We start from the raw sequence: 25,639 nt of genomic DNA on the forward strand, positions 1-25,639 counted from the left end.
AGGATATGGTAAAAATTATTTATGTTTGTAACATGTTAATATATTAACATTTAAGTGTTAATGTGTTTTTATAATAATTTAAACCCTTTAAAAATGAATAGTAAATGTTTAAAAGGTCTTGTTTTTGTTAGTTTTGTCTTTGGACTAAATTTTCAGATCCAGGCTCAAAACAAGAACGAGGTAACACAAATTCGTAGTAAATACGATTTAACCAAACTTCAACAATTGGAAGGACGCTTTCAGAAAATAGCAAAAACAGAGAAAGAAGAGGCGTTACAAATAGCAAAACAGCAAGGGTGGAAAACTAAATTTACAACCAAAGACGGTAGCTTTGTGGAGTTACAAAGGGTTGTTAATGGTAAACCAATTTATTATACCACTTTTAATGTTTCAGCATCAAAATCAACAAGAGCAAATCATTTAAATATTGGAGGTTCATTAGGGTTAAATTTAATGGGACAAGGAATTACAGCTCGTGTATGGGATGGGGGTATTGCAAGAGCTTCTCATCAAGAATATGATGGAGCAGGAGGATCGAATAGATTTTCAGCTGGAGATTATGGTTCTATAAACTCTCATGCTGCTCATGTAACAGGTACTATTATGGCTTCAGGTGTTGATGCAAACGCAAAAGGTATGGCACCACATTCAAAAGTAAAAGGATTTGATTGGAATAGTGATAAAGCCGAAGCTACAATAGAGGCTTCAAATGGTATGTTAATATCTAATCACTCTTATGGTTATGCCGCAAGAAATCAACAGGGTGAAGTGCAATTACCTCAATATTATTTTGGTGGTTATATTGATGAATCTAGAGATTGGGATGAAATACTATTTAATGCACCAAATTATTTAATGGTAGTTGCTGCTGGAAATGATGGGTATGATAATTCAGCAAATACTAATCCAGTAGGAGGTTATGGTTTTGATAAACTAACAGGGCATTCAACATCAAAAAATAACTTAGTAGTTGCAAACGCAAATGATGCAACTATTAATTCAAACGGAGATTTAGTTTCTGTTTTTATTAATAGCTCAAGTAGTGAAGGGCCAACAGATGATTTTAGAATTAAACCAGATATTACAGGTAATGGTACTGGAGTATACTCTACTTATCAAAGTAGTGATACTGCATATAACTCAATTACAGGAACATCAATGGCGTCACCAAATGTAGCAGGTTCTTTACTTTTACTTCAAGAGCATTATAAAAATTTAAGTAATGGTAATTTTATGAAAGCTGCTACTTTAAAAGGATTAGCACTTCATACTGCTGATGATGCTGGAGTTTCTGGACCCGATGCTGTTTTTGGTTGGGGTTTATTACATACTAAAAAAGCAGCAGAAGTAATAACTAATAAAGGAAATCAATCAAAAGTAGAAGAGTTAACATTAACATCTGGAAATACTTATACAATTACAGTAGAATCTGATGGAGTTAACCCGTTATTAGCCTCTATTTCTTGGACAGATAGGCCTGGTATAACCAGTACAATAATTAATTCTACTACACCTGTTTTAGTAAATGATTTAGATATTAGAGTTTCTAAAAATGGGGTAACTTATTTTCCGTATGAATTAACAGGAGCAACAACAAGCACTAAAAGAGATAATAATGTAGATCCTTATGAAAGAGTTGATGTAGACAATGCTTCAGGAACTTATACCATTACAGTAACAAATAAAGGTTCTTTAGTTGGTGGAAGTCAAAATTATAGTTTAATTGTAACTGGTTTAACAAGTGTACCTGTAGTGTGTAATGCAACCACGCCAACAGAAGTTTCTGTTACGGAGGTTTCAGGAAAAAAAGCAGTTATAAATTGGAAAACTGTACCAGGAGCAACGTACGATGTAAGGTATAGAGCTATTTCGGCTTCATCTTGGTTAACAGAAGAAGTATCAGTAAGCGAAAATACATTAAATGATTTGTCAGAATTAACAGAATACGAAGTGCAAGTACGTAGTAAGTGTTCTTCAGGTAACTCTAATTATAGTAGTTTAGTAAACTTTACAACTACAGATGTGTCTTTAGATTACTGTACCTCTAAAGGTAATAGTGCTAATGATGAGTATATTCAACAAGTTGTATTAGGTACTATAAACAAGGTGTCAACAGGAGAAAATGGATATTCAGACTATACATCAGTTTCTACTAACTTAATAAAAGGATCATCAAACACACTAACAATTACGCCTAATTGGTCAGGTAGTGCTTATGATGAAGGTTATGGAGTTTGGATTGATTATAATAATGATGGAGATTTTTCTGATGCAGGTGAAACAATTTTTACAAAATCACCGTCAAAAGATACATCTGTTACAGGAAGTTTTACTATACCTTCGTCAGCAACAAATGGAGCAACAAGAATGCGAATAGTATTAAAATATAATGCAATACCAACAGCATGTGAAGCTTCTTTTCCTTACGGAGAGGTAGAGGATTATACCGTTGTAATTGTAGCAGATCAGTCAGATACTAAAGCTCCAAGTGCTCCAACTAGTTTATCAGCATTAAATATAGCTCAAACCACTTTAACTTTAAATTGGTCTGGTTCTACAGATAATGTAGGGGTAACAGGTTATGAAGTGTATGAAGGATCAACTAAGTTGCTATCTACAACTAATACCAGTACAGCAGTTACAGGATTAACCCCAAACACCTCATATTCATTTTCTGTAAAAGCAGTAGATGCTGCAGCAAATGAATCAGCATCAAGTAATGTTTTAAATATAACAACATTACCAGCAGGTCTTATTTACTGTGTGTCAAAAGGAGCAAGTATAAATGATGAGCATATCCAAAAAGTAGAGTTGGGAGCTATTAGTAATACTTCAGGAGGAAATGGATATTCAGATTATACATCGGTTTCTACTAATTTAATAAAAGAAACATCTAATACAATTACTATTACACCAAAATGGAGTGGAGCTATTTATGATGAAGGTTACGCAGTTTGGATTGATTATAATAATGATGGAGATTTTTCAGATGTTGGAGAAACAGTTTGGACAAAAGAGGCGTCAAAAAACACTTCAGTTTCAGGTAGCTTTACAGTACCATTATCAGCAAAAAATGGAGAAACAAGAATGAGAGTTGCATTAAAATATAATGCAATACCACAAGCTTGTGAAGCTTCTTTTCCTTATGGAGAGGTTGAGGATTATACTGTTGTAATTGGAGAAGCAGAAAACGATACTACTGCCCCAAGTGTGCCAACAAATTTATCAGCATCAAAAGTTACTCAAACTACCTTAACTTTAAATTGGTCTGTTTCTACGGATAATGTAGGAGTAACGGGCTACGAAGTATATGAAGGAGCTACTAAGATAGGAGCTACAGCAAATACAACTATTGCTATAACAGGATTAACCGCAAATACCTCATATTCATATTCAGTAAAGGCAATTGATACCTCAGGAAATGAATCAGCATCTAGTAATGTTTTAAATATAACAACATTATTAAATGACGTTACTTATTGTAATTCAAAAGGAGCACGAGTAACTTACGAGTGGATTGATTATGTAGCATTTGGAGGAATGACTAATGAAACAGGTCGTAATGGAGGTTATGGTGATTTTACTTCAAAAGTAGCAACAGTAGCTTTAGGGAGTGTAAATCAGCTAGTTGTAAGTGCTGGTTTTTCAAAGTCAACTTACAATGAGCATTTTACAGTTTGGATAGATTATAATAAAGATGGTGATTTTACAGATGCAGGAGAGCAAATTGTAACAGGTAATTCATCAAGTGCCGAAAATAGAATTACAAATATTACTATACCACTAGATGCTAAATTAGGAGAAACCAGAATGCGTGTTTCTATGAAGTTTGACACCTCATCTAGTCCATGTGAAAAATTAGGAGATGGAGAAGTTGAAGATTATACAGTTAACATAATATCAACACCATTAAATACAACTACATCAAATGTTTTAGGCGAAAATATTAGAACACAAGAGCAGTTAGATTTAATAGTGTATCCAAATCCATCAATAGATTTTATAAAAGTAGATTTTGCTTCTGAAGATAAGAATATAACGTATAAAATTATAAATACAATAGGAAAGGTTGTACAAAAAGGGTATATAAGCTTATCTGAAATAAGTGTAGCAAGCCTAAGTGCAGGAATGTATATTATAGAGGTAAATGATGGGCAAAAAATATTAAAAACAAAAATAATAAAGAAATAATAAGAATTTCTTATTAAATAAAGAAAACCCGAGCATTTGCTCGGGTTTTTTGTTTCTTTGCATAAAATATAAAATATGAATTATCTATCAGTTGAAGGCATTGCAAAAGCTTATGGAGAAAAAGTGCTATTTGATAACATTTCTTTTGGAATTAATAAAGATCAAAAAATTGCTTTTGTTGCTAAAAATGGTAGTGGTAAAACCTCTATTTTAAATATTGTAGCAGGAGTTGATGAAGCCGATTCGGGACAGGTAGTTAGTAGAAAAGATATTGATATTGCTTATTTATCGCAAGCGGATAATTTAAATATTGATTTAACAATAGAGGAAACCATTTTTGCAACAGATAATAAGGTTTTATCAGTAATAAAACAATACGAAAAAGCAGTAGAAAATCCTGATGATGCAGATGCATTTCAAGAAGCTTTTGAATTGATGGAGCAATATAATGCGTGGGATTTTGAAACACAGTACAAGCAAATTCTATCGAAGTTAAAATTAGATAATCTACAATTAAAAGTAGGAAAACTATCAGGTGGGCAAAAGAAGCGTTTAGCACTGGCAATTGTACTTATTAAAAAACCAGACTTATTAATTTTAGATGAGCCTACCAATCATTTAGATTTAGAAATGATTGAATGGTTAGAGGCTTTTTTCGCTAAAGAAAAAATTACGTTATTTATGGTTACTCACGACCGTTATTTTTTAGAGCGTGTGTGTAACGAAATTATCGAATTAGATAACGGACAATTATATAAATACAAAGGTAATTACTCATATTACTTACAAAATAAAGAAGAACGCTTAGCTCTTGAAGCAACCAATTTAGGTAAGGCAAAAAGTTTGTTTAAAAAAGAATTAGATTGGATGCGTCGTCAACCAAAAGCACGTACTACAAAATCGAAATCTCGTACCGATGATTTTTATGAAATCAAAGAAAAAGCACACAAACGTCGTAACGAGCATGAGGTTCAGTTAGAAATTAACATGGAGCGTTTAGGTAGCAAAATATTAGAGCTTCATAAAATGCATAAATCGTTTGATGATAAAGTAATTTTAAACGGTTTTGATTATGTTTTTAAGCGTGGAGAACGTATTGGTATTATCGGTAAAAATGGTACAGGTAAATCTTCTTTTTTAAACATGCTTACAGGAGGTATCGAATTAGATGGCGGAAAAGTTGTTATCGGTGAAACAGTTAAATTTGGATATTACACCCAAAATGGTATTGTTATAAAACCAGGGCAAAAAGTAATTGAAGTTGTTAAAGAATTTGGTGAATATATTCCGTTATCAAAAGGACGTAAAATATCCGCAGGACAACTTTTAGAACGCTTTTTGTTTGATAGAAAAAAACAACACGATTTTGTTGAAAAATTAAGTGGAGGAGAACAAAAACGCTTGTATTTATGTGCTATTTTAATTCAAAATCCAAACTTTTTAATTTTAGATGAGCCGACGAATGATTTAGATGTGGTAACTTTAAATGTATTAGAGAATTTTTTGTTAGATTATCCAGGTAACTTGATGGTTGTTTCTCATGATCGTTACTTTATGGATAAAATTGTTGATAACTTATTTGTTTTTAGAGGCGAAGGTGTTATTGATAATTTTCCTGGTAATTATTCTGATTTTAGAGCCTATGAAGATTCTAAAGTAAAAGAAGCAAGAGAGGTGAAAAATGAAGCTAAAAAAGCAGTTGCAGCTCCTGTTAAATCAGCTAAAAAAGTAGCGTTAAGTTTTGATGAAAAACGAGAATGGGGCTTATTAGAAAAAGATATCGAAAAACTTCAGAAGAAGAAACAACTTATTGAAGCAAAGTTTATGAATGTGGAGTTTTCTCCTGAAGAAATTAACGATAAATCAAAAGAACTTCAAGAAACAATCGAAGCTTTAGAGATTAAAGAAGAACGTTGGTTTGAGCTTTCAATGAAAATTGAAGGAGAATAATTTTAAAAGAGCATTTCTAAAAAAAACACGTTCAAAATACTTTTAAATGTGTTTTTTTATCTGATTTATTTCGTGTTTTATACTTTAATAATATCATCTTTATTTAATAGAGGTTTATTTAAAAAACGTAATATGAGTTGTGCTACAGCAATGGTATCATGTTCACAATACGCAACAATACGGGACATATTTTTTTCTTTATAATATACTGTTGCTACTTCGCTACCATCAATATCTTGTTTAGGCGATGGAATTCTTAAAATATTAGTTAATAATCTTAACGAAGTATAATGTTTATAATCACCAAATCGCCATAACTCTAAAGTATCTAAATGAGGAACTTCCCAAGGTTTTTTACCAAATAGATTTAGTTTTTTTGGTAAATCAATACCGTTAATAATCATTCTGCGAGCAATATATGGAAAATCGAATTCTTTTCCATTATGAGCACATAATATATTATTATTTTGGTTAAAATGTTTATTGAGTAATTCTTTAAAATTTTCTAGAATATTAATTTCATCATCTCCAAAAAACGAAGTAATCCTTAATTGACTTTTTTCTTTTGTAGTTACAAAATAACCCACAGATATACATACTATTTTACCAAATTCAGCCCAAATTCCAGCCCGATGATAAAAATCTTTCACGTCAATTTCTTCTTTTCTTTGATATGCAGTTTTTAGTGTATAAAGTTCTTGTTTTTCTTTTGATAAATCAGTAAAAAATTCCATTTCAGGAACCGTTTCAATATCTAAAAACAAAATATTTTCTAAGATTACTTTCTGCAACATCTTTTAAATTATAATTAAATTTTTATAAGAAACTATACTATCATAAATATACAAAAAAACATTTAAGCTTATAAAAACATTTTTGGTATGTAGTATTATTAAAGCTAAGGTTTATGAATGATTAAATGAACGTTAAGTTAAGTAGGAAATACCAAGGTTTATAATTTTATAGTTACTTTTGGATAACATAATATAAAATGACTTATGAACACGAATGATGTTAAAATTTTACTAGTTGATGATGAGCCAGATATCTTAGAAATAGTAGGATATAATCTAAAGTCTGAAGGGTATCAGGTTTTCACAGCAAACAATGGTGCTGAAGCAGTAAAATTAGCAAAAAAAGTAATTCCGCATTTAATATTATTAGATATTATGATGCCGGAAATGGATGGTATAGAGGCTTGTGAAAAAATTAGAACTATTAAAACTTTAGAAAATGTAATAATCTCATTTTTAACAGCTAGAGGTGAAGATTATTCACAAATGGCAGGTTTTGATGCCGGAGCTGATGATTATATTACAAAGCCAGTAAAACCCAAAGTATTAGTAAGTAAAGTAAAGTCTTTATTAAGGCGTATAAAAACAGAGGATAAGACGGATTCAACTACAAAAGTAGGAGATATAATTATTAATAGAGATGAATACGTAGTATTAAAAGGAGCAAAAAAAATAGCACTACCAAGAAAAGAATTTGAATTATTATCTTTATTAACTTCAAAGCCTGGAAAAGTATTTAAAAGAGAGGTGATTTTAGATAGTGTTTGGGGTAACGAAGTAGTTGTAGGAGGAAGAACTATTGATGTTCATATTCGTAAATTACGAGAAAAAATTGGAGATGATTTTTTTAAAACTGTTAAAGGTGTTGGTTATAAATTTGTTTTAGAAGAAGAAAAATAAATTAACCCCTTACAAAATATGTAGATTGCTTAATAAGCAATCTATTTTTTTATATGAAAAAAATTAAAAAAACATACAAGTATGCCCTTTGGTCGGCATTTTATTTTACATCAATATCTGTTGTAATTGCATTATTATCCTATTCTCTTTTAATAGATTTATTAGGTATTGGAGCTATTTTTGTTTTCGGTTTTTTAATGTTCATAGTTTCCTTTTTTATTATTCAATATAGGGCTGAATATTTTATATATAAAAGAATAAAAAAACTATATGAAGATATTTCAATTTTAAATGTTAATGATTTAGAAAGAAAAAATGTAACTACCGATGTTGAATTATTAACGAATAGCGTACAATCATATGTAGAAGAAAGAAGTAAAGAAATAGCAGTATTAACACAAAGAGATTCTTTTCGGAGAGATTTTTTAGGAAATGTAGCTCACGAATTAAAAACCCCACTTTTTACAGTGCAAGGTTATATTTTAACTTTAATTGAAGGAGCTGCTGATGATGAAGAAATACGTACCAAATATTTAGGTAGAGCTAATAAAGGGGTAGAAAGGTTAACTTCTATTATTAAAGATTTAGATATGATTGCTAAATTAGAAACCGAAGGGATGAAAATGAATATTGAAACATTTAATATTATAGAACTCATTCAAAATGTTTTTGATTTATTTGAAATGAAAGCAAAAAAACGTAATATAACTTTATTATTTGATACTCTTTATGAGTTTCCGCGCTTTGTTAAAGGTGATATTGAGCGTATAGAGCAAGTGTTAATTAATTTAGTAGTAAACTCTATAAAATATGGTAAAATAGGTGGAGTAACTACTGTTAGTATAGAAAGTTATAACCCAAACAAGTACATTATTAAAATTATAGATAATGGTGAGGGTATTAAGGACGAACATATTTCTCGTTTATTTGAACGGTTTTATAGGGTTGATCAAAGTCGTTCTAGAGATCAAGGAGGATCAGGTTTAGGATTATCAATAGTAAAACATATTATTGAAGCTCATAATGAAACTATTTTGTTAAAAAGCGAGTATGGTAAAGGATCAGAATTTTCGTTTACTTTAGAAAAAGCGATGTAATAAAAAAAGGAGTTGATTTAAATAACTCCTTTTTTTATAATTTTTTATATATTGTTTACAGTAAATCAAATCCAATATCCTTTCTATAATTCATTCCTTCAAAAGAAATTTTGTCAATGTTTTTGTATGATTTATCAAGTGCTTCTTTAATAGAAGCACCAAAAGAAGTAACAGCCATTACTCTACCTCCGTTTGAAACTACTTTACCATTTTTATTGGTTGTTCCTGCATGAAAAACAATAGAATCTTCGACTAATTCAAAACCAGTAATTTCTTTTCCTTTTTCATAAGCTTCAGGGTATCCTCCAGCAACTAACATAACAGTTGTTGCTGTTTGAGAGGTAACTTTATATGATTTTTCATGTAAAGTTTGGTTAGCAACACCTTCAAATAAATCTACTAAATCAGATTCTATTCTAGGTAACACAACTTCTGTTTCAGGGTCTCCCATACGAACATTGTATTCTACTACTGATGGATTTCCGCTATCATTCATTAATCCAATAAAAATAAATCCACGATAATCAATTCCGTCTTTTTGTAAGCCATTTATAGTTGGTTTTACTACTAAATCTTCTACTTTTTGTAAAAAATCATCCGTAGCAAAAGGAACAGGAGAAATAGCACCCATTCCGCCAGTATTTAAACCAACATCACCTTCACCAATACGTTTGTAATCTTTAGCAGAAGGTAAAATTTTATAATTTTTTCCATCAGTTAAAACAAATACAGAAAGTTCAATTCCTTTTAAAAATTCTTCAATAACAACAGTAGATGAAGCATTTCCGAATTTATTATTTGAAAGCATTTCTTTTAATTCGCGTTTTGCTTCTTCTAAATCTGTTAAAATTAAAACACCCTTACCACCAGCTAATCCATCAGCTTTTAAAACATACGGAGGTGTTAAGCTTTCTAAAAAAGCTTGTCCTTGTTGTAAAGTTTCAGCAGTAAATGATTCATACCTTGCAGTAGGAATATTGTGCTTAATCATAAACTGTTTAGAAAAATCTTTACTTCCTTCTAATAAGGCACCGTCTTTTTTAGGGCCAATTATAGCAATGTTTTTTAATTCATTGTCAGCTAAAAAGAAATCATGAATACCTTCAACTAAAGGTGCTTCAGGGCCTACAACAACCATATTAATTTCATTTTGTAAAACAACTTCTTTTACTTGGTTAAAGTTTATTGGATTAATAGCAATATTTGTAGCTACAGTACTTGTACCCGCGTTACCAGGTGCTACAAATAGTTTGTTTATTTTATTACTTTCTGAAAGCTTTTTTGCAAAGGCATGCTCTCTACCACCTGACCCTAAAATTAAGATATTCATTGTATGTATTGTTGTGTTGTTTTTGCAAATATAAAATAACAAAAAAGGCTATGTAAAAAAATAGCCTTTAATTGTTAAAATATTTGTTCTAGTATTTTTTGAGTAATAGCATAAGTAGGGGTTACACCACTCATTCCTAAACCTCCAGAAGCAAGTGTTGCACCTGTTTCTAGTGGGTTGTCAGAAGCGTAGTAAGCATATCGTACTTTGATGTCTTCTCTAATATTTCCTCTAATTTTTGATGCCGATTGAATTGCTTTTTGATAATGTGCTCCTTCCATTTCTAAACCAATAACATTCCAGGTAGAATCATGAAAGAATTTAAGTAAATCTTTATTTTGTAGTGAAGTTCCTAATACACTAACCATTGCTCCATCAAAAACTTTTACACCAAAACCTTCTAAATCTTTTGTGGTTAATTCATTTTTAAACGGGTAATTATCAGCAGTACCTTCAAAAATATGTGCCGAAGGAATCATAATGTCTCCTTTTCCACCTTCTAAAATACCTGCTTTTCCCATTATTGAGATTGAATCAACATTTAAATGTATTTTTTTTGTACCTGTTTTATAGGGTTTTAGTAATTCATCCATGGTTTCAAAAGCTTGTTCACCAAAAGCATAATCCATTACTATAAGTACGGGTTTTTCTCCTGTCGAATTTACCTTTTTAAATATAGTAGTGTCAAAATTTATTTTTTCGGTATCAATAATTTGAACATTAATATTTGTTCCAGAAGTATCTTTTAAGTAAGTTAATCCGTTTTCATGTGCATAATCTTTTACGGTTTTTTGTAAAAGAAAGCTGTTTGTGTTACTTAGCACTTCAAAAAGTTCAAATCCTTTATTTTTTTTAGCTTCTTTAGGTAATGCGTTTGCGGCATAAATGCTATTCATAACGCTATGCATATTAGCACTAATTATATGAATAGGACGTTCTAATAAATTATTTTGAACAAGATTTTTTTTAATATTATTTGCCCAAACTTCACCATAAAAGTGATGCCCTATTTCTTCTATTAAAACAGTACTAAATTTTATAGAACGTTTTTGTTCATTTACTGTTTCGTTAATAGCTAGTTTACCTAACCAATATATTAAATGAAAAAATCTATTAGGGTTTTCTTCGGATGCAAAAGTATTATAAGCATCATACACCTCGTTATAAGTTCTTCCTAGTATATTACTTAAATGCACAACCACTACATCTTTTTGTTGCTGGGTAAGTGTTTTATTATATATAACAACGTCTTCTAGGAGTTGCCATTCTCTAATAAAACTTTCTCCATTATCACCAATAACACGGTCTTTTATTTTATGAGATTCAATAAATAAGAAGGTAATGTGGGTAAGAATATCATAAATTTCAGAACGACCACGAGTAATTTCAATATTCATTTGATCTTTATCAATTCTATAACAGTTTCTTCTCCTTTTTGGCGGTACAATTGTTTTGAATTTAGAGTTTTTAAAGCCTTCATCAGCTGTTAAGTAAATAAATTGGCACTCTTCAATACCTTCCGGAAGTCGTTCAATTACATAAATTAAACCATTTAGTTCGGTCTTATCTTCAGCAATTGATCCATAAATTTCAGGTCGTAATTGTAATAAGGATTTACGTAGAGTTTCTCCTGAAATACCCATAGGTTTATAAAATCCGCGGCTAAATAAATGACGCATTGAAATGTATAATTTTTCAATGGCATTAGTAGATTCTTGTGCTCTACTACGCTCTTTATGGTTAGGGTTTTGCATATTTTTTATATAAAAGATAACAAATTATGTAAGGCATATTATTTTGCTAAAACTGTGCTATACTTTTTTTGATTATTTAATAGGTTTACTGCTTTATTTATAGTTTCATCATTTTGCAGTTGGTGTTTAAATACTCCTTCTTTATAGGCGTACCTTTTTACAATTTCATTTTGTATTTCTTTAGATAAAACATCTTTATTGGTTGCTATTTTGTCAACTTTATCTTTTTTCAATTTGTTAATAATAGTTTTATACTCTGTTGTAAGAAGAGTCTTGTTTTTTACAGAGGCATAAGCATTTTTAAATAATTTTTCTTGTTTACTCACAAAAGTAGTATCTGTTGTAAGTAAGTAATTTTTAAAATTATTAAAATCGGCAGTTTTAAAAAAGTAGTTATCTACTATTAAGTTAGAATTTTTATTTGTAAAGTCGGTTACAAAATTAAATATAGCTCTTGATTTTAGTAGTTTTTTTGTTTCTGCTGATTTTTGTGATAATTTTATTTTTATATCAGGAGTTACGCCACCGCCAGCATAAACTTTTCTTCCATTTTTAGTGGTAAATAAATGCGTATCGTTGTCTGAAAATTTTGGTACTTTACCTGTTTTAGCATTTCTATTTGCATAATCTAATTCTTGAATACAACGACCGCTAGGTGTGTAGTATTTAGAAATGGTAGCTTTCATTTGCGTACCATAATTTAGTGTGAAATAACGTTGCACTAAGCCTTTACCGAAAGAGCGTTCACCCATAATTACGGCACGATCATAGTCTTGCAAAGCACCTGATACAATTTCAGAGGCTGATGCTGAACGATCATTTATTAAAACAACAATTGGTATTTCAGTATCTAAAGGTTCTCGATTAGTATTATAAGTTCTGCTATTTTTTTTAATTTTACCTTTTGTATCTACAACTTTTAAATTTTTGTTAATAAATAGGTTGGTGATATTTACAGCATCAAATAATGATCCTCCAGGGTTATTACGTAAATCAAAAACTAATTTTTTCATTCCCTTTTCTTTTAACTCGTTAAAAGCTTTAGAAACTTGTTGTGTTGCTTTTTGGTTCGTAAATTTTGTTAAAATAATATAGCCTGTGTCATTATTTATCATACTATAAAAAGGAACAGGGTTTATAATAACTTTATCAAGCTTTAACTGTATATTTTTAATAATTCCATTTCTTTGAATAACTAAAGAAAGTTCTTTGTTAGGTGTTCCTTTTAGTGTTTGGGCATATTCATTTTTTGCTAATTCTGCTAATTTTTGATTATTTACCGTTGTAATAAGGTCGCCTATTTTTAACCCTGCTTTATCTGCAGAAAATCCTTTATACACCTCAGATACTATAATGCCTTGACTTGTAGTGAAAATAGATATTCCAATACCTCCATATTCTCCTTCGCGAGCAATACGAGCATTTTCAACATCTTGTTCGTTAAAAAAATTAGTGTAAGGGTCTAAGTTTTTAAGGGTGTTTTTAATAGCTTTATCTGTTAATTCACCAGGGTTTATTTCATCAATATAATTAATATTTAATTCCTTAAATAAATTGTTGTAAATTTCTATTTGTTTTGCAATTTCAAAAAACCGAGATTGAAAAGAAAAGAAAAGCGATATAACAACTAGTGAACCCAAAAAAAGGATTTTTTTATTTTTCATCTTTATTAATTTCATCGATAAACAGTGTTAATAATTTCTGCATCTTATGCTCTAAATCGGCATATGTCCACTCATCTCTTGCAATATAAGAAATCATAAATACATGAGGTTTATTTACAGCGTTATATACGGTATGTTTTTGTTTTCGATAGGTTTCGCGCATTAAGCGTTTTATTCGGTTTCTGTCAACCGCACTTTTAAAATTTCTTTTTGGAACAGATACACCTACTTGAGCAGGAAATTTAGAGGTGTGTTCTGTTTGTATATATACCATTCGAAGCGGAAAAACTTTTATAGATTTTCCTTCTTCATACAATTTGCCTATTAGCTTTTTGCTCTTTAATCTTTCTTGTTGTCCTAGTGTAAATCTCATCTACTACAAACATACATAAACCTATAGTAAAAACCTTTTTTTTACGTATTTTTGAGTTAATACGATTTATGTTTTTACATTTTTTTAATGTTGTTAGGTGTAAAAATAATTTTATAAGCTTACCAAAACTTTATAAATAGGGCTAGCCCCGATTGTAGCATTTGTTTGAGCTCCTTGCAAAGAGCGAGTGCGAAAAGCGGGAAATAGCTTCTAAAAACTTTACTTATTAATTATTAAAATAAACTTATGAAACCTGACTTATTTCAAGCACCTGATTATTATTTAACGGATGATTTATTAACTGATGAACATAAATTGGTTAGAGATACGGCACGTGCATGGGTAAAGAAAAATGTGTCTCCAATTATTGAAAATGCTGCTCAAGAGGCTAAGTTTCCTGCGCAATTAATTAGTGGTTTAGCAAGTGTTGGTGCTTTTGGTTCATATATTCCTACTGAGTATGGAGGTGCTGGTTTAGATCAAATTTCTTATGGGTTAATAATGCAAGAACTAGAGCGAGGTGATAGTGGTATTCGTTCTACAGCATCGGTACAATCATCATTAGTAATGGCACCTATTTTTAAGTATGGTAATGAAGCACAGCGAAAAAAATATTTACCAAAATTAGCTTCAGGTAAATGGATGGGTAGTTTTGGTTTAACAGAGCCTAATCATGGAAGTAATCCTGGTGCAATGGAAACTAAGTTTAAGGACATGGGTGATTACTACTTATTAAATGGTGCTAAAATGTGGATTTCTAATGCCCCAATTTGTGATGTTGCCGTGGTTTGGGCAAAAAATGAAGCAGGACGTATTTATGGTTTGCTTATTGAAAGAGGTATGGAAGGTTTTTCTACGCCTGAAACACATCATAAATGGTCATTAAGAGCTTCAATTACAGGTGAGCTTATTTTTGATAATGTTAAAGTGCCTAAAGAAAATTTGTTACCTAATAAATCTGGTTTAGGAGCCCCTTTATTATGTTTAGATGCTGCTCGTTATGGTATTGCTTGGGGTGCTATTGGTGCAGCAATGGATTGTTATGATACAGCTCTAAGGTACGCTAAAGAGCGAACACAGTTTGGTAAACCGATAGGTCAATTTCAATTGCAACAAAAAAAGTTAGCAGAAATGATTACCGAAATTACAAAAGCGCAGTTATTAACTTGGCGATTAGGGGTTTTAAAAAACGAAGCTCGTGCAACTTCTGCACAAATATCTATGGCAAAACGTAATAATGTTGATATGGCTATAAAAATAGCTAGAGAAGCTAGGCAAATTTTAGGTGCTATGGGAATATCAGGAGAGTATTCAATTATGAGGCACGCAATGAACTTAGAAAGTGTAATTACTTATGAGGGTACACATGATGTTCATTTACTAATTACTGGTTTAGATATAACAGGTTTAAATGCTTTTAAATAAGAAGAAGTGCTCTATACGTTAAACCACCAACATATAAATAGAGCTCTTCTTCTAAAAATTAACTATTAAAAACCTATACACAACCTACTTTTTTTTCTTACCAGTACTCCCCGTACCTATAAGAATTAAAAGAGTAGCAACTAAACCTAAACAAACAAATGCAAAAATTACAATCATAATAGTGCCGTTTGTCCAAGAAACTAGTGGTAAATTAACCAATTGTGTCATATTGTATATATTTTAGACCAAAAATAAATGTATCAATTTGGTTAAAACATGATTTTTATCAGTTTTTAAAAAAAATAGAGCTAAAAGTTATTTTTATGCTTTTTCGAGTTTACGCCTTTGGATGGAACTCAAGTAATTGATGTAATTAAAACCATTTGTATTTTTAATTTAGTTTTTGCTTTGTGAAGCAATAGTTTAAAAATAATAGTTTTTTCTTTGTTAAGAACAATCAATTAATTCGGTTGTTACTCGTTTCTTTTTTACCTTTTTTAATTAAGTTATAAGTTTCTTCCTTCTCTTTTTTTGTTATATTTTTTTGGTTTTTTTTTCTATTAAAAGAATCAACACAAAAGGTACAACATATTGGAAAATGATCTGAGCCAATGTGCTTTAAAACACGTAGCTTTTTTATTAAAATAGTATTGTTATGAAAAACTAAATCTAAAGGAATTCTAAAAAACCAGTACTTAGCATGATAAGAGGCTAAAATACCTCGTCCACTTCTAGCATCAATTAAACCAGTATTTTTACGAAAAAGCTTAGAAATATTAGACCACGGTACGGTGTTAAAATCTCCAATAACAAGTATAGGTTTTTTAATTTTTTTTATATGCTTTGCAATGCACATTAAGTCACCATCTCGCTCTTTAGATGTTTTTTCTTCAGTAGGGCTTGGTGGAGGTGGATGTACACAAAAAACAACAAAATCTTCAGTGTTTTTAGTTTTAAAATGAGCTTCAATACTAGGAATATCATTAGCAATAAAATAATGAGTATTAATTTTTTGAAAAGGAATTTTAGCATATAAATGCATTCCATAGGTGTTTTCTAAAGTTATTTTTTGACTGTAAGGATATTCAATTTCTAATTCACGTATAGCTAATTCCCAATCTTTATTACTTTCGATAGTTACAAAAATATCAGGTTTTTCCTTTTTAATACAATCTTTAAATTGGCTAAAATTTTTATTATATTGATAAACATTAGCGGATATTATTTTAAAGTTTTGTTTTTTGCGAGTAGATAGTTTGCTTTTTTTAATAATTTTGCTCTTATAAAATTTAGTGTAGCGAGCTAAAAGGTATAAGTGATAGCTAATTAAAATAAATTGTATTACTAATATATACCAATTTTTATTATTTATAGTAGTGAAAATAAATATACCTACAGTTGCTATTATTTGACAAAATAATACTTGTATTTTAATAAATTCGGGCACTCTAAAAATCCAATGCTGATTTTTAATTAATGGCATTATACTTAATACAATAAGTAATAAAGAAAAAATTATAAAAAATAAACTCACATTAAATTTTTTAATCAAAGTTATTAAAAATATTAGTATGTAGTTTTTTTAATAGTATTTATAAATATTATCGTTTTAATTTAGTTGATAAAGTATCAATACTAATTTTATTTTCATCTTCTCAGTATTGTTCAATTCCACTTTGTCCTATTTAATTTTCCCAGTCAGACAGTTCGTTACGTTCTTATTTGTATTGGTAAAAAGGAATTGACATTTCATATGAGTTCTGTGTACTTTCAATAGTTATATCAAATATTTGATGTATTTCTGCTAGTTTTGGAAATAGCGTAATTAAGTTTTTACATTCCTTTAGGCGATAAATTTATATGTCCATTTTTTGGAGCTGTAGCAACAAAAAACACTTTTTGAGCTGCTATAAACTTTTGATCTCTTGCCATAATTATTCTTTTTAATCAATCTGATTTTTAGTATTTTAAAAATAGTTTCTTTTTTCTATAATTGAACATGAATACCCGCTAAATAAGCAGCTTTGATTATAGTGGTTTTTATAATTTTTAGATACTCAACCTTTGTATTTAAAATTATATTAAATAATTATTTGTAGAGTCTTTTCTATCAAATTTTAATTTAATCATATTATATTTTTGCATCATCTCATACAGTAATTATTGTTTGATGTAAAGGCATTTAAAGTAGCTTTTATTAAATTATTTTACTAGTGTTATGTGTTAAATAAAAAACGGCTTTACTAGTATACATATTTTAATACGATGTACCCAAACCTGTAAAAGTAGTAACTACAGACATAGTATTTTCTTCTGTTATTGTTTTAGTAAAGGTTTTACTTTTTTTAGGTTGTTTATAGTTTTTAAATAATCTCGTAGTCATTGAATTGTTAAGTCAGTAACAAATATACTATCTTCTAAGGCATAATATATACTGTTGTCAATTTCCTAAGAAATAGTTGTTGCTATTTAATATTGATTAACATAAAACAACCAGTATTATAAGTTTTTTTCTTTCTCAAGCAAGCTTTCCGAATAGTGCTACTTGTTAATCTCCTGTTATAGGAATTTGTTGTTTACTTAAGTTATAATTTCAAAAATGAAAAGATGATGGATTTATTTCAGGTAACATAGAGTTAGAAATATTAGGTACAGGTAGTAGTTTTTGCTCTGACTACATTATTTAAAATACAGTTTATTCTTGTTACTGAAATAGACCTGTAGTTTTTAGGATATGATTTTCTAGTTTTTTTTTAGTGTTTTACAAATACTAGCACTTCGTTTGTTTTGTGAAACAATGGTATTATAATGTTGGTTTACCTTTTTTATTCCAAATAATAGTAGTTTCTCGTTGATTTGTAATACTTATGTTTGTTTCTTGTATTTTTATGGAGTGTTAAGAACTATATTTTTAAAACTTTTTCGGTATTATGTTTTATTCAGTTTTTTTCATAAAAAATTGTGTAGCTTACTTTCTATGTTTGTTGCAATAATATTTTTTAGCCTTGTTAATTATTACTCAGTGAGAACTTGTTATAGTTTGATTTAGTGTAATAACATATTTTACCATTATTAAATAGTAATTTAAAAAGTAGTGTATTAAAAAACCTTTTTGATAATTTATCAAAAAGGTTTTTATTGATTTGTAAACAATACTTATATATTTGTAAAAAAACCCCCATTTTTTTTACTGTTTTATTTTTTACTGTTTTAAAAAATTTCCCCAAATTTTTATTCAAACCAACATTACAAATTTATATTAGTTTATTTCTTTTAAAAAGGGGATTTCCGCATTAAAAAGTGTATGTTTCCGTAAGTTTTTTCAATGTAAAAAACCTTCTAGAAATTTTCTAGAAGGTTAGCTTTTCCTAAAGTGTGTTAGCTTTAAGAAAGGGTTCTGAAAAAAAAAGTGAGTGTTTTCTTAAAAAAAATGTAACTATTTTAAAATAGTAAATAAACTTTTTCTTCTTAGTAACTGCTCCAAAACAATATTAAATTATACTGCAAAATTAGTTAAGTCCGTTGTTTTAAAAAAGGGGGTTTCCGTATTTTAAAATGCGGTTTACCGTAAGTGTTTGTATTTCAAAAAAACCTTCTAGTGGTGTACTAGAAGGCTAATGTTCTTTTAATTTTAAAAGAAATTTCTGAAAAAAAAGTGAGTGTTTTTATAAAAAAAAAATCTAACTATTTGTTATAGTAAATCAACATTTCAGCATGAGTCCGAATGTTATTTAACTTTTTCTTTTTAGTAACTGCTCTAAAACAATATTAAATTACATGATAAAATTATACAATAAAATTAGTTTTAAAAAGGGGATTACCGCGTTAAAAAGTGAGTGTTTCCGTGAATTTTTACGTAAAAAAACCTTCTAGAAACGTATCTAGAAGGTTTGCTTTTTTTAATTCCATTTTAAAAAAAAACAGCATGTGTTTTCTTAAAGAAAATAGATATTAACTGTAATTTAAAAATTTTTACAGTATGAACCTGAAGGGTTTAATTTTCTGTTAAAAGTTACTCTAAATTGAGTATTACTCATACTTGTGCAAAGTAACTTAATGTCGCCAATTTTAAAAAGGGGATTACCGCAATTTAAAATGTGTTTTTACGTAAAAAAAATTAATCAATAATACCAAGCTCTTTTGCTTTTATAACCAAATCTGTATTATTTTGTGCTTGCAAATCAGTACGAAGTTTTGATAATTTACCTTCTATAGATCTTACTTTAACTGTTGATCCGTCTAATTTTTTTATAACACCTTCCAGGTTGGCAATTTTAGGATGTTTAGGTAGTTCTTTTAAAATTTGAATAGCAATTTCATCCATTTGAATTTTTACTAAAGCTCTTTTTAAAAGCTTTTGATGTATTTCGTGTGTATAATATACTTCATTTTTCAAAATTTTTTGAATAGCAAATGTTAATTCATCTGTATTACAACTTTCTTTTAAAATAAAAGCGCAAGGTTTTAGGTTATGAATAACATTAAAAACACGATTGGTTTCAGAATGGCCGGAAATAACGGCGGTTTTAATATCAATGTTTTCTTTTTTAATTGCTGCAATTAATGCTTCTCCTCCATCTAAAACACTATTTTTTTTATTTTCATTAAAGCTTAAATCGGTAAAAACAATATGAAAAGGTGACGTATTTAAAGCTGTTTTTATTTTAAAAAAAGCTTGATCACATGAGTTGGCGGTTACTATTTCTAAGGTGTCAATATTTTTTAAATATGATACCATACCTTCTAGAATTAATTGATGATCATCAACTAAAAGTATTTTTGTTTTTTTATGCATTTCGGGGGATTTTAATTGATATTTGTGTTCCACTACTTATTTTGCTTTCTAGATAAAAAATTCCATTTAATTCCTCAATACGTTCTTGGAGGTTTTGTAGGCCGTCACCTTTTCTGCTAAGACTCGTGTCAAAACCTATGCCATCATCTATAATTGTTAAAAGCACGTATTTTTTATCTATTTTAAATGTTACGGTTATTTTTTTAGCTTGCGCATATTTTTTGCAATTTTGTATAGCTTCACGAGTGCACAAATATAGTAATCGTTTAATTGTGTTGTTAATAATTTTCCAATTGTGTTCCTGTAGGCCAATAACAGTAATTTTAAAATTAAGTTCGTAATAATCACTTACTAAGTTGATTATTTGGTTTTTAAAAGAAACTTTACTAAAACTAGTACTATTTAATTGATGTGATAAATTTCGTACATTCTCTTTAATAGTTTCTAATTTATCAGCTTCGTATAGTAGGTTAGATTTTTTTAGCCTTTGATGTAATAAACCTAAATCACCAGCAACCTCATCGTGTAAAGATTTTGCAATTTGTTTACGTTCGTGCGATCTTGCATCTATTCTTTCAAGCTGTGCTTGGTATAGTATTCTTTTTTTTCTGTAGAAGAAAAAAAAGATACTTATAAAAAATAATAATAAACCAATAGCTGCTGCCAACCAGCCAATAGTTTGTTGTTGTTTATGATACGCTACTTGTATTTTTGTTTTTTCGTTTTCACTTTTTAATATAACATTTTCTTTTTCTTTTTTGTTTGTTTGGTACTTTATTTTTGCAAACTGGTTTTTTAATTTACGATCTTTTTCAAATAAACTATCTTTAAGCTTAATATATTCTTGTAAATATTGTTTTGATTGCTCTCCAGAGGTTAATTCAGAAAGGCTTCTTAAGGCTTCTAACCAGGTTTTGTAGTTTCTAGCTTGCTTGGCGTAAGTTAAAGCTTTTTTTGAGTGGTATTTTGCTTTATTGTATTGCTTAGAATCTTCATAAAAGTAAGAAATGTTTGTATGAGTAATACTTGCGTCACTAATATCATATAGTTCTTCTCTAATTTTTAAAACTTCATGATATTGATTTAAAACCGCTCTTTTTTTATTTAAGTAATAATTACTAACAGCTAAATTTTCTAATAGTAAGCCGTATTGCCTTGGGTGCTTTTTTTTAATACTATCAAAATTTAATCCTTTATTAAAATAAGTAATTGCTTTTTTGTGCTGCTTTAAGCGTTGATATAATAGCCCCTTGTTGTTAATAACATTGAGCTCTAAGCCTATATTTTCAATAGAATCTTTTTTTAATTCTTCTAAACTTAAATCATAGTATTTTAAAGCTTCTTCTATATTACCTTGTTTATCAGATATTATTCCTAAGTTATTGTAAATTTGGTGTTTGTAGTTTTCTGAGTTTTCTTTTTCAAGAGCTTTTAAGGCTTCAATATGTGAAATTTCACTAGCTAATAAGTCATTTTGATTAAGTTGTATAAATGCAATGTAATAGAGTCTTTTTCCTGCGGTGATACTATCGCCAAGTTCTAATAAAATATTTTTAGACTCATTGTAATGGTAATAGGCACTATCTGATATTTCTTTGAGCTTGTAGTAAGTGGCTAGGTAATTGTGTGCCTTTTGTAAGTTTATAGGCTTTTTACTTTGTTTCAAAGATAATAGACTATACTTTTTAAAAGAGTCTAGTTTTTTCTCTTTATAAAAAAAAAGTGCTTTGTTTATTGTATTTTTAAACACAACAGAATCTTGCTCATAATTAAAAGGTATGGGCTTATTTTGGGCATTAGTAATAATAGAAAATAGAAATAAAAAATATAATAATTTCATAACAGTATAAAATCATCTTCTGATGATTTTGTTTTAATTTTAAAGAATAAATGATTTTATTCTTGTTTATATATTACTGTTATTACTTGTAGGTTTTCTAAAGTTTCGGAATTGGGTATATAGGTATTTATTGTCATTCTCTTTTTTTTTCAATTTAAGCTTTTTCAATTTTGATAACTTCAGAGGGGAATTATTATGACGCCACTAAATTAATACTTTTTTAGTGAATACGATGTTAAATTATTGTAAATTTTAAATAAATAAACGGTTAGTTTTTTGTTTGAAAGTATTGTTTAGGGGTAAGCGTTACTATTTTGTTTTATTTAGTAAGTCCCAAAGTACTATACCACAGCTTACCGATATATTTAAAGAATGTTTAGTTCCTAATTGCGGAATTTCAATACAAAAATCAGCTGCAGATACTACTTCTTGTTGCACACCCTTTACTTCATTACCCATAATAACTGCATATTTTTGGTTAGGTTTAGGGTTAAATGTATTTAACATGATACTTTTTTCAGCCTGTTCTATGGCTAAAACAGTAATGTTATCTTTTTTTAGTTTTTTAACTAAGTTAATGGTGTTTTCAACATGCTCCCACGCAACAGATTCGGTAGCTCCTAAAGCTGTTTTATGAATTTCTTTATTAGGTGGTGTTGCAGTAATGCCGCAAAGGTATATTTTTTCAATTAAAAAAGCATCCGAAGTTCTAAAAACTGACCCTACATTATTTAAGCTTCTAATATTGTCTAATACTACAATAATAGGTGTTTTTTTAGTTTGTTTAAACTCGTTAACAGTAATTCTTCCTAACTCATTATTTTTTAGTTTTCTCATAAAAAATGGTAACTTTAAAAGCGAATATTTATCTTCGCAAAACTAATTTAAAAAATCTAAAAACTTGTCAAAAACAAAGGTAAAAAAGGTAACTCCACTAATGAAACAGTATAACGGAATTAAAGTTAAATATCCGGATGCAATGTTACTATTTAGAGTGGGAGATTTTTATGAAACCTTTGGCGAAGATGCTGTAAAAGCGTCTCAGATTTTAGGAATTATTTTAACCAAAAGAGGAGCTGGAAGTGATAGTGAAACTGCTTTGGCTGGTTTTCCACATCATTCATTAAATACGTATTTGCCTAAGTTGGTAAAGTCGGGTTTACGGGTTGCAATATGTGATCAATTAGAGGATCCTAAAATGACTAAAACAATTGTAAAACGTGGTGTTACAGAATTGGTAACACCAGGTGTTGCTTTAAATGACGAGGTATTACAATCAAAATCAAACAATTTTTTAGCAGCCGTACATTTTGGAAAAAAATTAGTAGGTGTTTCATTTTTAGATGTTTCTACAGGAGAGTTTTTAATTGCTCAAGGAAATGAAGAGTATATTGATAAATTACTACAAAATTTTTCACCAAGCGAGGTGTTGGTTGAAAAAAAATATAAACAACAATTTTTAGAATTATTTACAAATCGTTTTCATACATTTTATTTAGAAGATTGGGTTTTTCAAAAGGAATATGGAAAAGAATTATTAAGTACTCATTTTAAAGTTAAAAATTTAAAAGGATTTGGTGTTGAAGAACTAGGGCAAGGTATTATTGCAGGTGGTGCAGCTATGTATTATTTATCGGAAACACAACATAATAAAATAGAACATATTCAATCGATAAGTAGAATTGCAGAAGATAATTATGTTTGGATGGATCGTTTTACCGTTAAAAATTTAGAGTTATACGGTGGAAACTCTGTAAATTCTATCACCTTGTTACATGTGATTGATAAAACAATTTCTCCTATGGGAGGACGCTTATTAAAACGTTGGTTAGCTTTACCTTTAAAGGATTTAGCTCAAATTGAAGAGCGTCATGAATTGGTGCAGTTTTTAATTGAAGATACTGCATTTTTACAAACAGTTACGTATCAACTAAAACAAATTTCGGATATTGAACGATTAATATCAAAGGTTGCCACAGGTAAGGTTTCACCTCGTGAAGTTATTTTATTAAAAAACTCATTAAAAGCAATTCTTCCAATTAAATCATCTGCAGAAAAAAGTAAAAATAAAACAGTTAATCAAATAGGAAAACAATTACATAATTGTGATTTATTAACTGCCAAGATTATTGAAACTGTTTTAGAAGAAGCTCCTGTAAATATTAATAAAGGAAATGCTATTGCAAGTGGTGTTTCTGATGAGTTAGATGAGTTGCGAAGTATTTCTAATTCAGGAAAAGAATATTTAGATATGATGTTGGCTCGTGAAACTGAAAGAACAGGTATTACGAGTTTAAAAATAGCTTTTAATAACGTTTTTGGGTATTATATTGAAGTTAGAAACAAATTTAAAGATCAAGTTCCTCAAGAATGGATTCGTAAGCAAACACTTGTAAATGCAGAGCGTTATATTACAGAAGAACTAAAGGAATACGAAACAAAAATTTTAGGAGCAGAAGAAAAAATTCAACAAATAGAAACTGAACTTTTTTCAAAATTGGTTCAATTTATTATTGGTTTTGTTAAGCCGATACAAGAAAATGCTCAAAATATTGCTAAAATAGATGTATTATTATCATTTGCAACCTTAGCAATAGATAATAATTATGTACGTCCAAAAATGGATAATAGTACGGATATTGATATTAAAAATGGGCGTCATCCTGTAATCGAAAAACAACTTCCAATTGGCGAAGAATATATTGCTAATGATGTAGTTTTAAATAGAGACACGCAACAAATTATTATGATTACCGGACCAAATATGTCGGGTAAATCTGCCATTTTACGCCAAACAGCTTTAATCGTTTTATTAGCACAAATGGGAAGTTATATTCCTGCTAAAAGTGCTAGAATTGGTATGGTAGATAAAATTTTTACCAGAGTAGGAGCAAGTGATAATATTTCGATGGGAGAATCTACTTTTATGGTAGAAATGAATGAAACTGCCTCTATTTTAAATAACATATCTGAACGTAGTTTGATTTTATTAGATGAAATTGGTCGTGGAACTTCTACTTATGATGGTATTTCAATTGCTTGGGCTATTGCCGAATATTTACATGAACATCCATCAAAAGGAAAAACGTTATTTGCTACGCATTATCATGAATTAAATGAAATGACTAGCACTTTTAAACGTATAAAAAACTTTAATGTATCGGTAAAAGAATTAAAAGACAGTATTATTTTTTTACGAAAATTAGTAGCAGGAGGAAGTAATCATAGTTTTGGTATTCATGTAGCAAAATTAGCAGGAATGCCTGCTATGGTAATTAATAGAGCTCAGAAAATTTTAAAACAATTAGAAGAAAATAATACTCAAAAAGAAGTTAAAGAGGTTTTAAAAGATTCGCAAAAAGAAGACATGCAAATGAGTTTCTTTCAATTAGATGACCCTTTGTTAGAAGATATTCGGGATGAAATTTTAGCAACAAATATAGATACGCTTACGCCAATTGAAGCTTTAATGAAATTGAATGAAATTAAGCGAATGCTAATAAAAAAGTAATTTTAGTACCCTTAT

At 29.2% G+C, this 25,639-nt stretch carries 18 protein-coding genes; 6 read left to right on the forward strand and 12 right to left on the reverse strand.

Features of this window, described 5'->3' with window-relative positions:
• Positions 1-93: 93 nt before the first annotated feature.
• Both ACN5J4_RS07105 and ACN5J4_RS07110 read left to right on the forward strand, forming a co-directional pair.
• Complete coding sequence (locus ACN5J4_RS07105; protein ID WP_418649319.1) at positions 94-4,191, forward strand: GEVED domain-containing protein; 4,098 nt, start codon at positions 94-96, stop codon at positions 4,189-4,191.
• Between the two features lie 75 nt (positions 4,192-4,266).
• Positions 4,267-6,141, forward strand: coding sequence for an ABC-F family ATP-binding cassette domain-containing protein (locus tag ACN5J4_RS07110; RefSeq protein WP_418649320.1), 1,875 nt, complete (start codon positions 4,267-4,269; stop codon positions 6,139-6,141).
• A gap of 77 nt (positions 6,142-6,218) precedes the next feature.
• On the opposite strand, the gene ACN5J4_RS07115 is transcribed toward ACN5J4_RS07110, so the two are convergent.
• On the reverse strand, positions 6,219-6,935 hold the full coding sequence (locus ACN5J4_RS07115) for a 3'-5' exonuclease (protein ID WP_418649321.1): 717 nt from the start codon (positions 6,933-6,935) through the stop codon (positions 6,219-6,221).
• Positions 6,936-7,139: 204 nt separating this feature from the next.
• On the opposite strand from ACN5J4_RS07115, the gene ACN5J4_RS07120 reads away from it, so the two are divergent.
• Together ACN5J4_RS07120 and ACN5J4_RS07125 are read left to right on the forward strand one after the other, a co-directional pair.
• Positions 7,140-7,835 carry a response regulator gene (locus ACN5J4_RS07120; protein ID WP_418649322.1) on the forward strand — a complete coding sequence of 232 codons (696 nt, stop codon included), beginning with the start codon at positions 7,140-7,142 and terminating at the stop codon, positions 7,833-7,835.
• Positions 7,836-7,888: 53 nt separating this feature from the next.
• Positions 7,889-8,932 (forward strand): sensor histidine kinase, encoded by a 1,044-nt coding sequence (locus ACN5J4_RS07125; protein ID WP_418649323.1) that lies wholly within the window; start codon positions 7,889-7,891, stop codon positions 8,930-8,932.
• 55 nt (positions 8,933-8,987) lie between these two features.
• Here the strand turns inward: ACN5J4_RS07125 and purD are convergent, their stop codons facing one another.
• The 4 genes from purD to rnpA all read right to left on the reverse strand — a co-directional run bounded on the left by purD (position 8,988) and on the right by rnpA (position 14,053).
• Positions 8,988-10,262: a phosphoribosylamine--glycine ligase gene (gene purD, locus ACN5J4_RS07130; protein ID WP_418649324.1), complete on the reverse strand. Its 1,275-nt coding sequence runs from the start codon at positions 10,260-10,262 to the stop codon at positions 8,988-8,990.
• A gap of 74 nt (positions 10,263-10,336) precedes the next feature.
• On the reverse strand, positions 10,337-12,016 hold the full coding sequence (locus ACN5J4_RS07135) for a DUF6909 family protein (protein WP_418649325.1): 1,680 nt from the start codon (positions 12,014-12,016) through the stop codon (positions 10,337-10,339).
• A 38-nt stretch (positions 12,017-12,054) separates the two neighbouring features.
• The gene (locus ACN5J4_RS07140; protein ID WP_418649326.1) at positions 12,055-13,680 is read right to left on the reverse strand and encodes a S41 family peptidase; all 1,626 of its coding nucleotides are present in this window, start codon (positions 13,678-13,680) and stop codon (positions 12,055-12,057) included.
• Complete coding sequence (gene rnpA, locus ACN5J4_RS07145) at positions 13,670-14,053, reverse strand: ribonuclease P protein component (RefSeq protein WP_418649327.1); 384 nt, start codon at positions 14,051-14,053, stop codon at positions 13,670-13,672. The genes ACN5J4_RS07140 and rnpA overlap by 11 nt, the downstream gene beginning before the upstream one ends.
• A gap of 246 nt (positions 14,054-14,299) precedes the next feature.
• Between rnpA and ACN5J4_RS07150 the strand changes: the two genes are divergently transcribed.
• Entirely contained in the window at positions 14,300-15,478 is a 1,179-nt protein-coding gene (locus ACN5J4_RS07150; protein ID WP_418649328.1) for an acyl-CoA dehydrogenase family protein, read from the forward strand.
• An 84-nt stretch (positions 15,479-15,562) separates the two neighbouring features.
• Here the strand turns inward: ACN5J4_RS07150 and ACN5J4_RS07155 are convergent, their stop codons facing one another.
• The 7 genes from ACN5J4_RS07155 to ACN5J4_RS07185 form a co-directional block, all read right to left on the reverse strand.
• Positions 15,563-15,706 (reverse strand): hypothetical protein, encoded by a 144-nt coding sequence (locus tag ACN5J4_RS07155; protein WP_418649329.1) that lies wholly within the window; start codon positions 15,704-15,706, stop codon positions 15,563-15,565.
• Positions 15,707-15,935: 229 nt separating this feature from the next.
• Complete coding sequence (locus ACN5J4_RS07160) at positions 15,936-16,961, reverse strand: endonuclease/exonuclease/phosphatase family protein (RefSeq protein WP_418649330.1); 1,026 nt, start codon at positions 16,959-16,961, stop codon at positions 15,936-15,938.
• Between the two features lie 350 nt (positions 16,962-17,311).
• Positions 17,312-17,410 (reverse strand): pyridoxamine 5'-phosphate oxidase family protein, encoded by a 99-nt coding sequence (locus ACN5J4_RS07165; RefSeq protein ID WP_418649331.1) that lies wholly within the window; start codon positions 17,408-17,410, stop codon positions 17,312-17,314.
• A 325-nt stretch (positions 17,411-17,735) separates the two neighbouring features.
• Positions 17,736-17,861, reverse strand: coding sequence for a hypothetical protein (locus tag ACN5J4_RS07170; RefSeq protein WP_418649332.1), 126 nt, complete (start codon positions 17,859-17,861; stop codon positions 17,736-17,738).
• 1,734 nt (positions 17,862-19,595) lie between these two features.
• Positions 19,596-20,273 (reverse strand): response regulator, encoded by a 678-nt coding sequence (locus ACN5J4_RS07175; protein ID WP_418649333.1) that lies wholly within the window; start codon positions 20,271-20,273, stop codon positions 19,596-19,598.
• On the reverse strand, positions 20,266-22,113 hold the full coding sequence (locus ACN5J4_RS07180) for a tetratricopeptide repeat protein (protein ID WP_418649334.1): 1,848 nt from the start codon (positions 22,111-22,113) through the stop codon (positions 20,266-20,268). Before ACN5J4_RS07180 ends, ACN5J4_RS07175 begins: the two co-directional genes overlap by 8 nt.
• Before the next feature lie 309 nt (positions 22,114-22,422).
• Positions 22,423-22,950, reverse strand: a complete 528-nt coding sequence (locus ACN5J4_RS07185) for an RNA methyltransferase (RefSeq protein WP_418649335.1) — start codon at positions 22,948-22,950, stop codon at positions 22,423-22,425.
• 100 nt (positions 22,951-23,050) lie between these two features.
• On the opposite strand from ACN5J4_RS07185, the gene mutS reads away from it, so the two are divergent.
• Positions 23,051-25,624: a DNA mismatch repair protein MutS gene (gene mutS / locus ACN5J4_RS07190; RefSeq protein ID WP_418649336.1), complete on the forward strand. Its 2,574-nt coding sequence runs from the start codon at positions 23,051-23,053 to the stop codon at positions 25,622-25,624.
• Positions 25,625-25,639 lie beyond the last annotated feature (15 nt).

The organism is Tenacibaculum aestuariivivum (genome assembly GCF_964507685.1).
In the GTDB taxonomy this organism is placed as follows: domain Bacteria; phylum Bacteroidota; class Bacteroidia; order Flavobacteriales; family Flavobacteriaceae; genus Polaribacter; species Polaribacter aestuariivivum.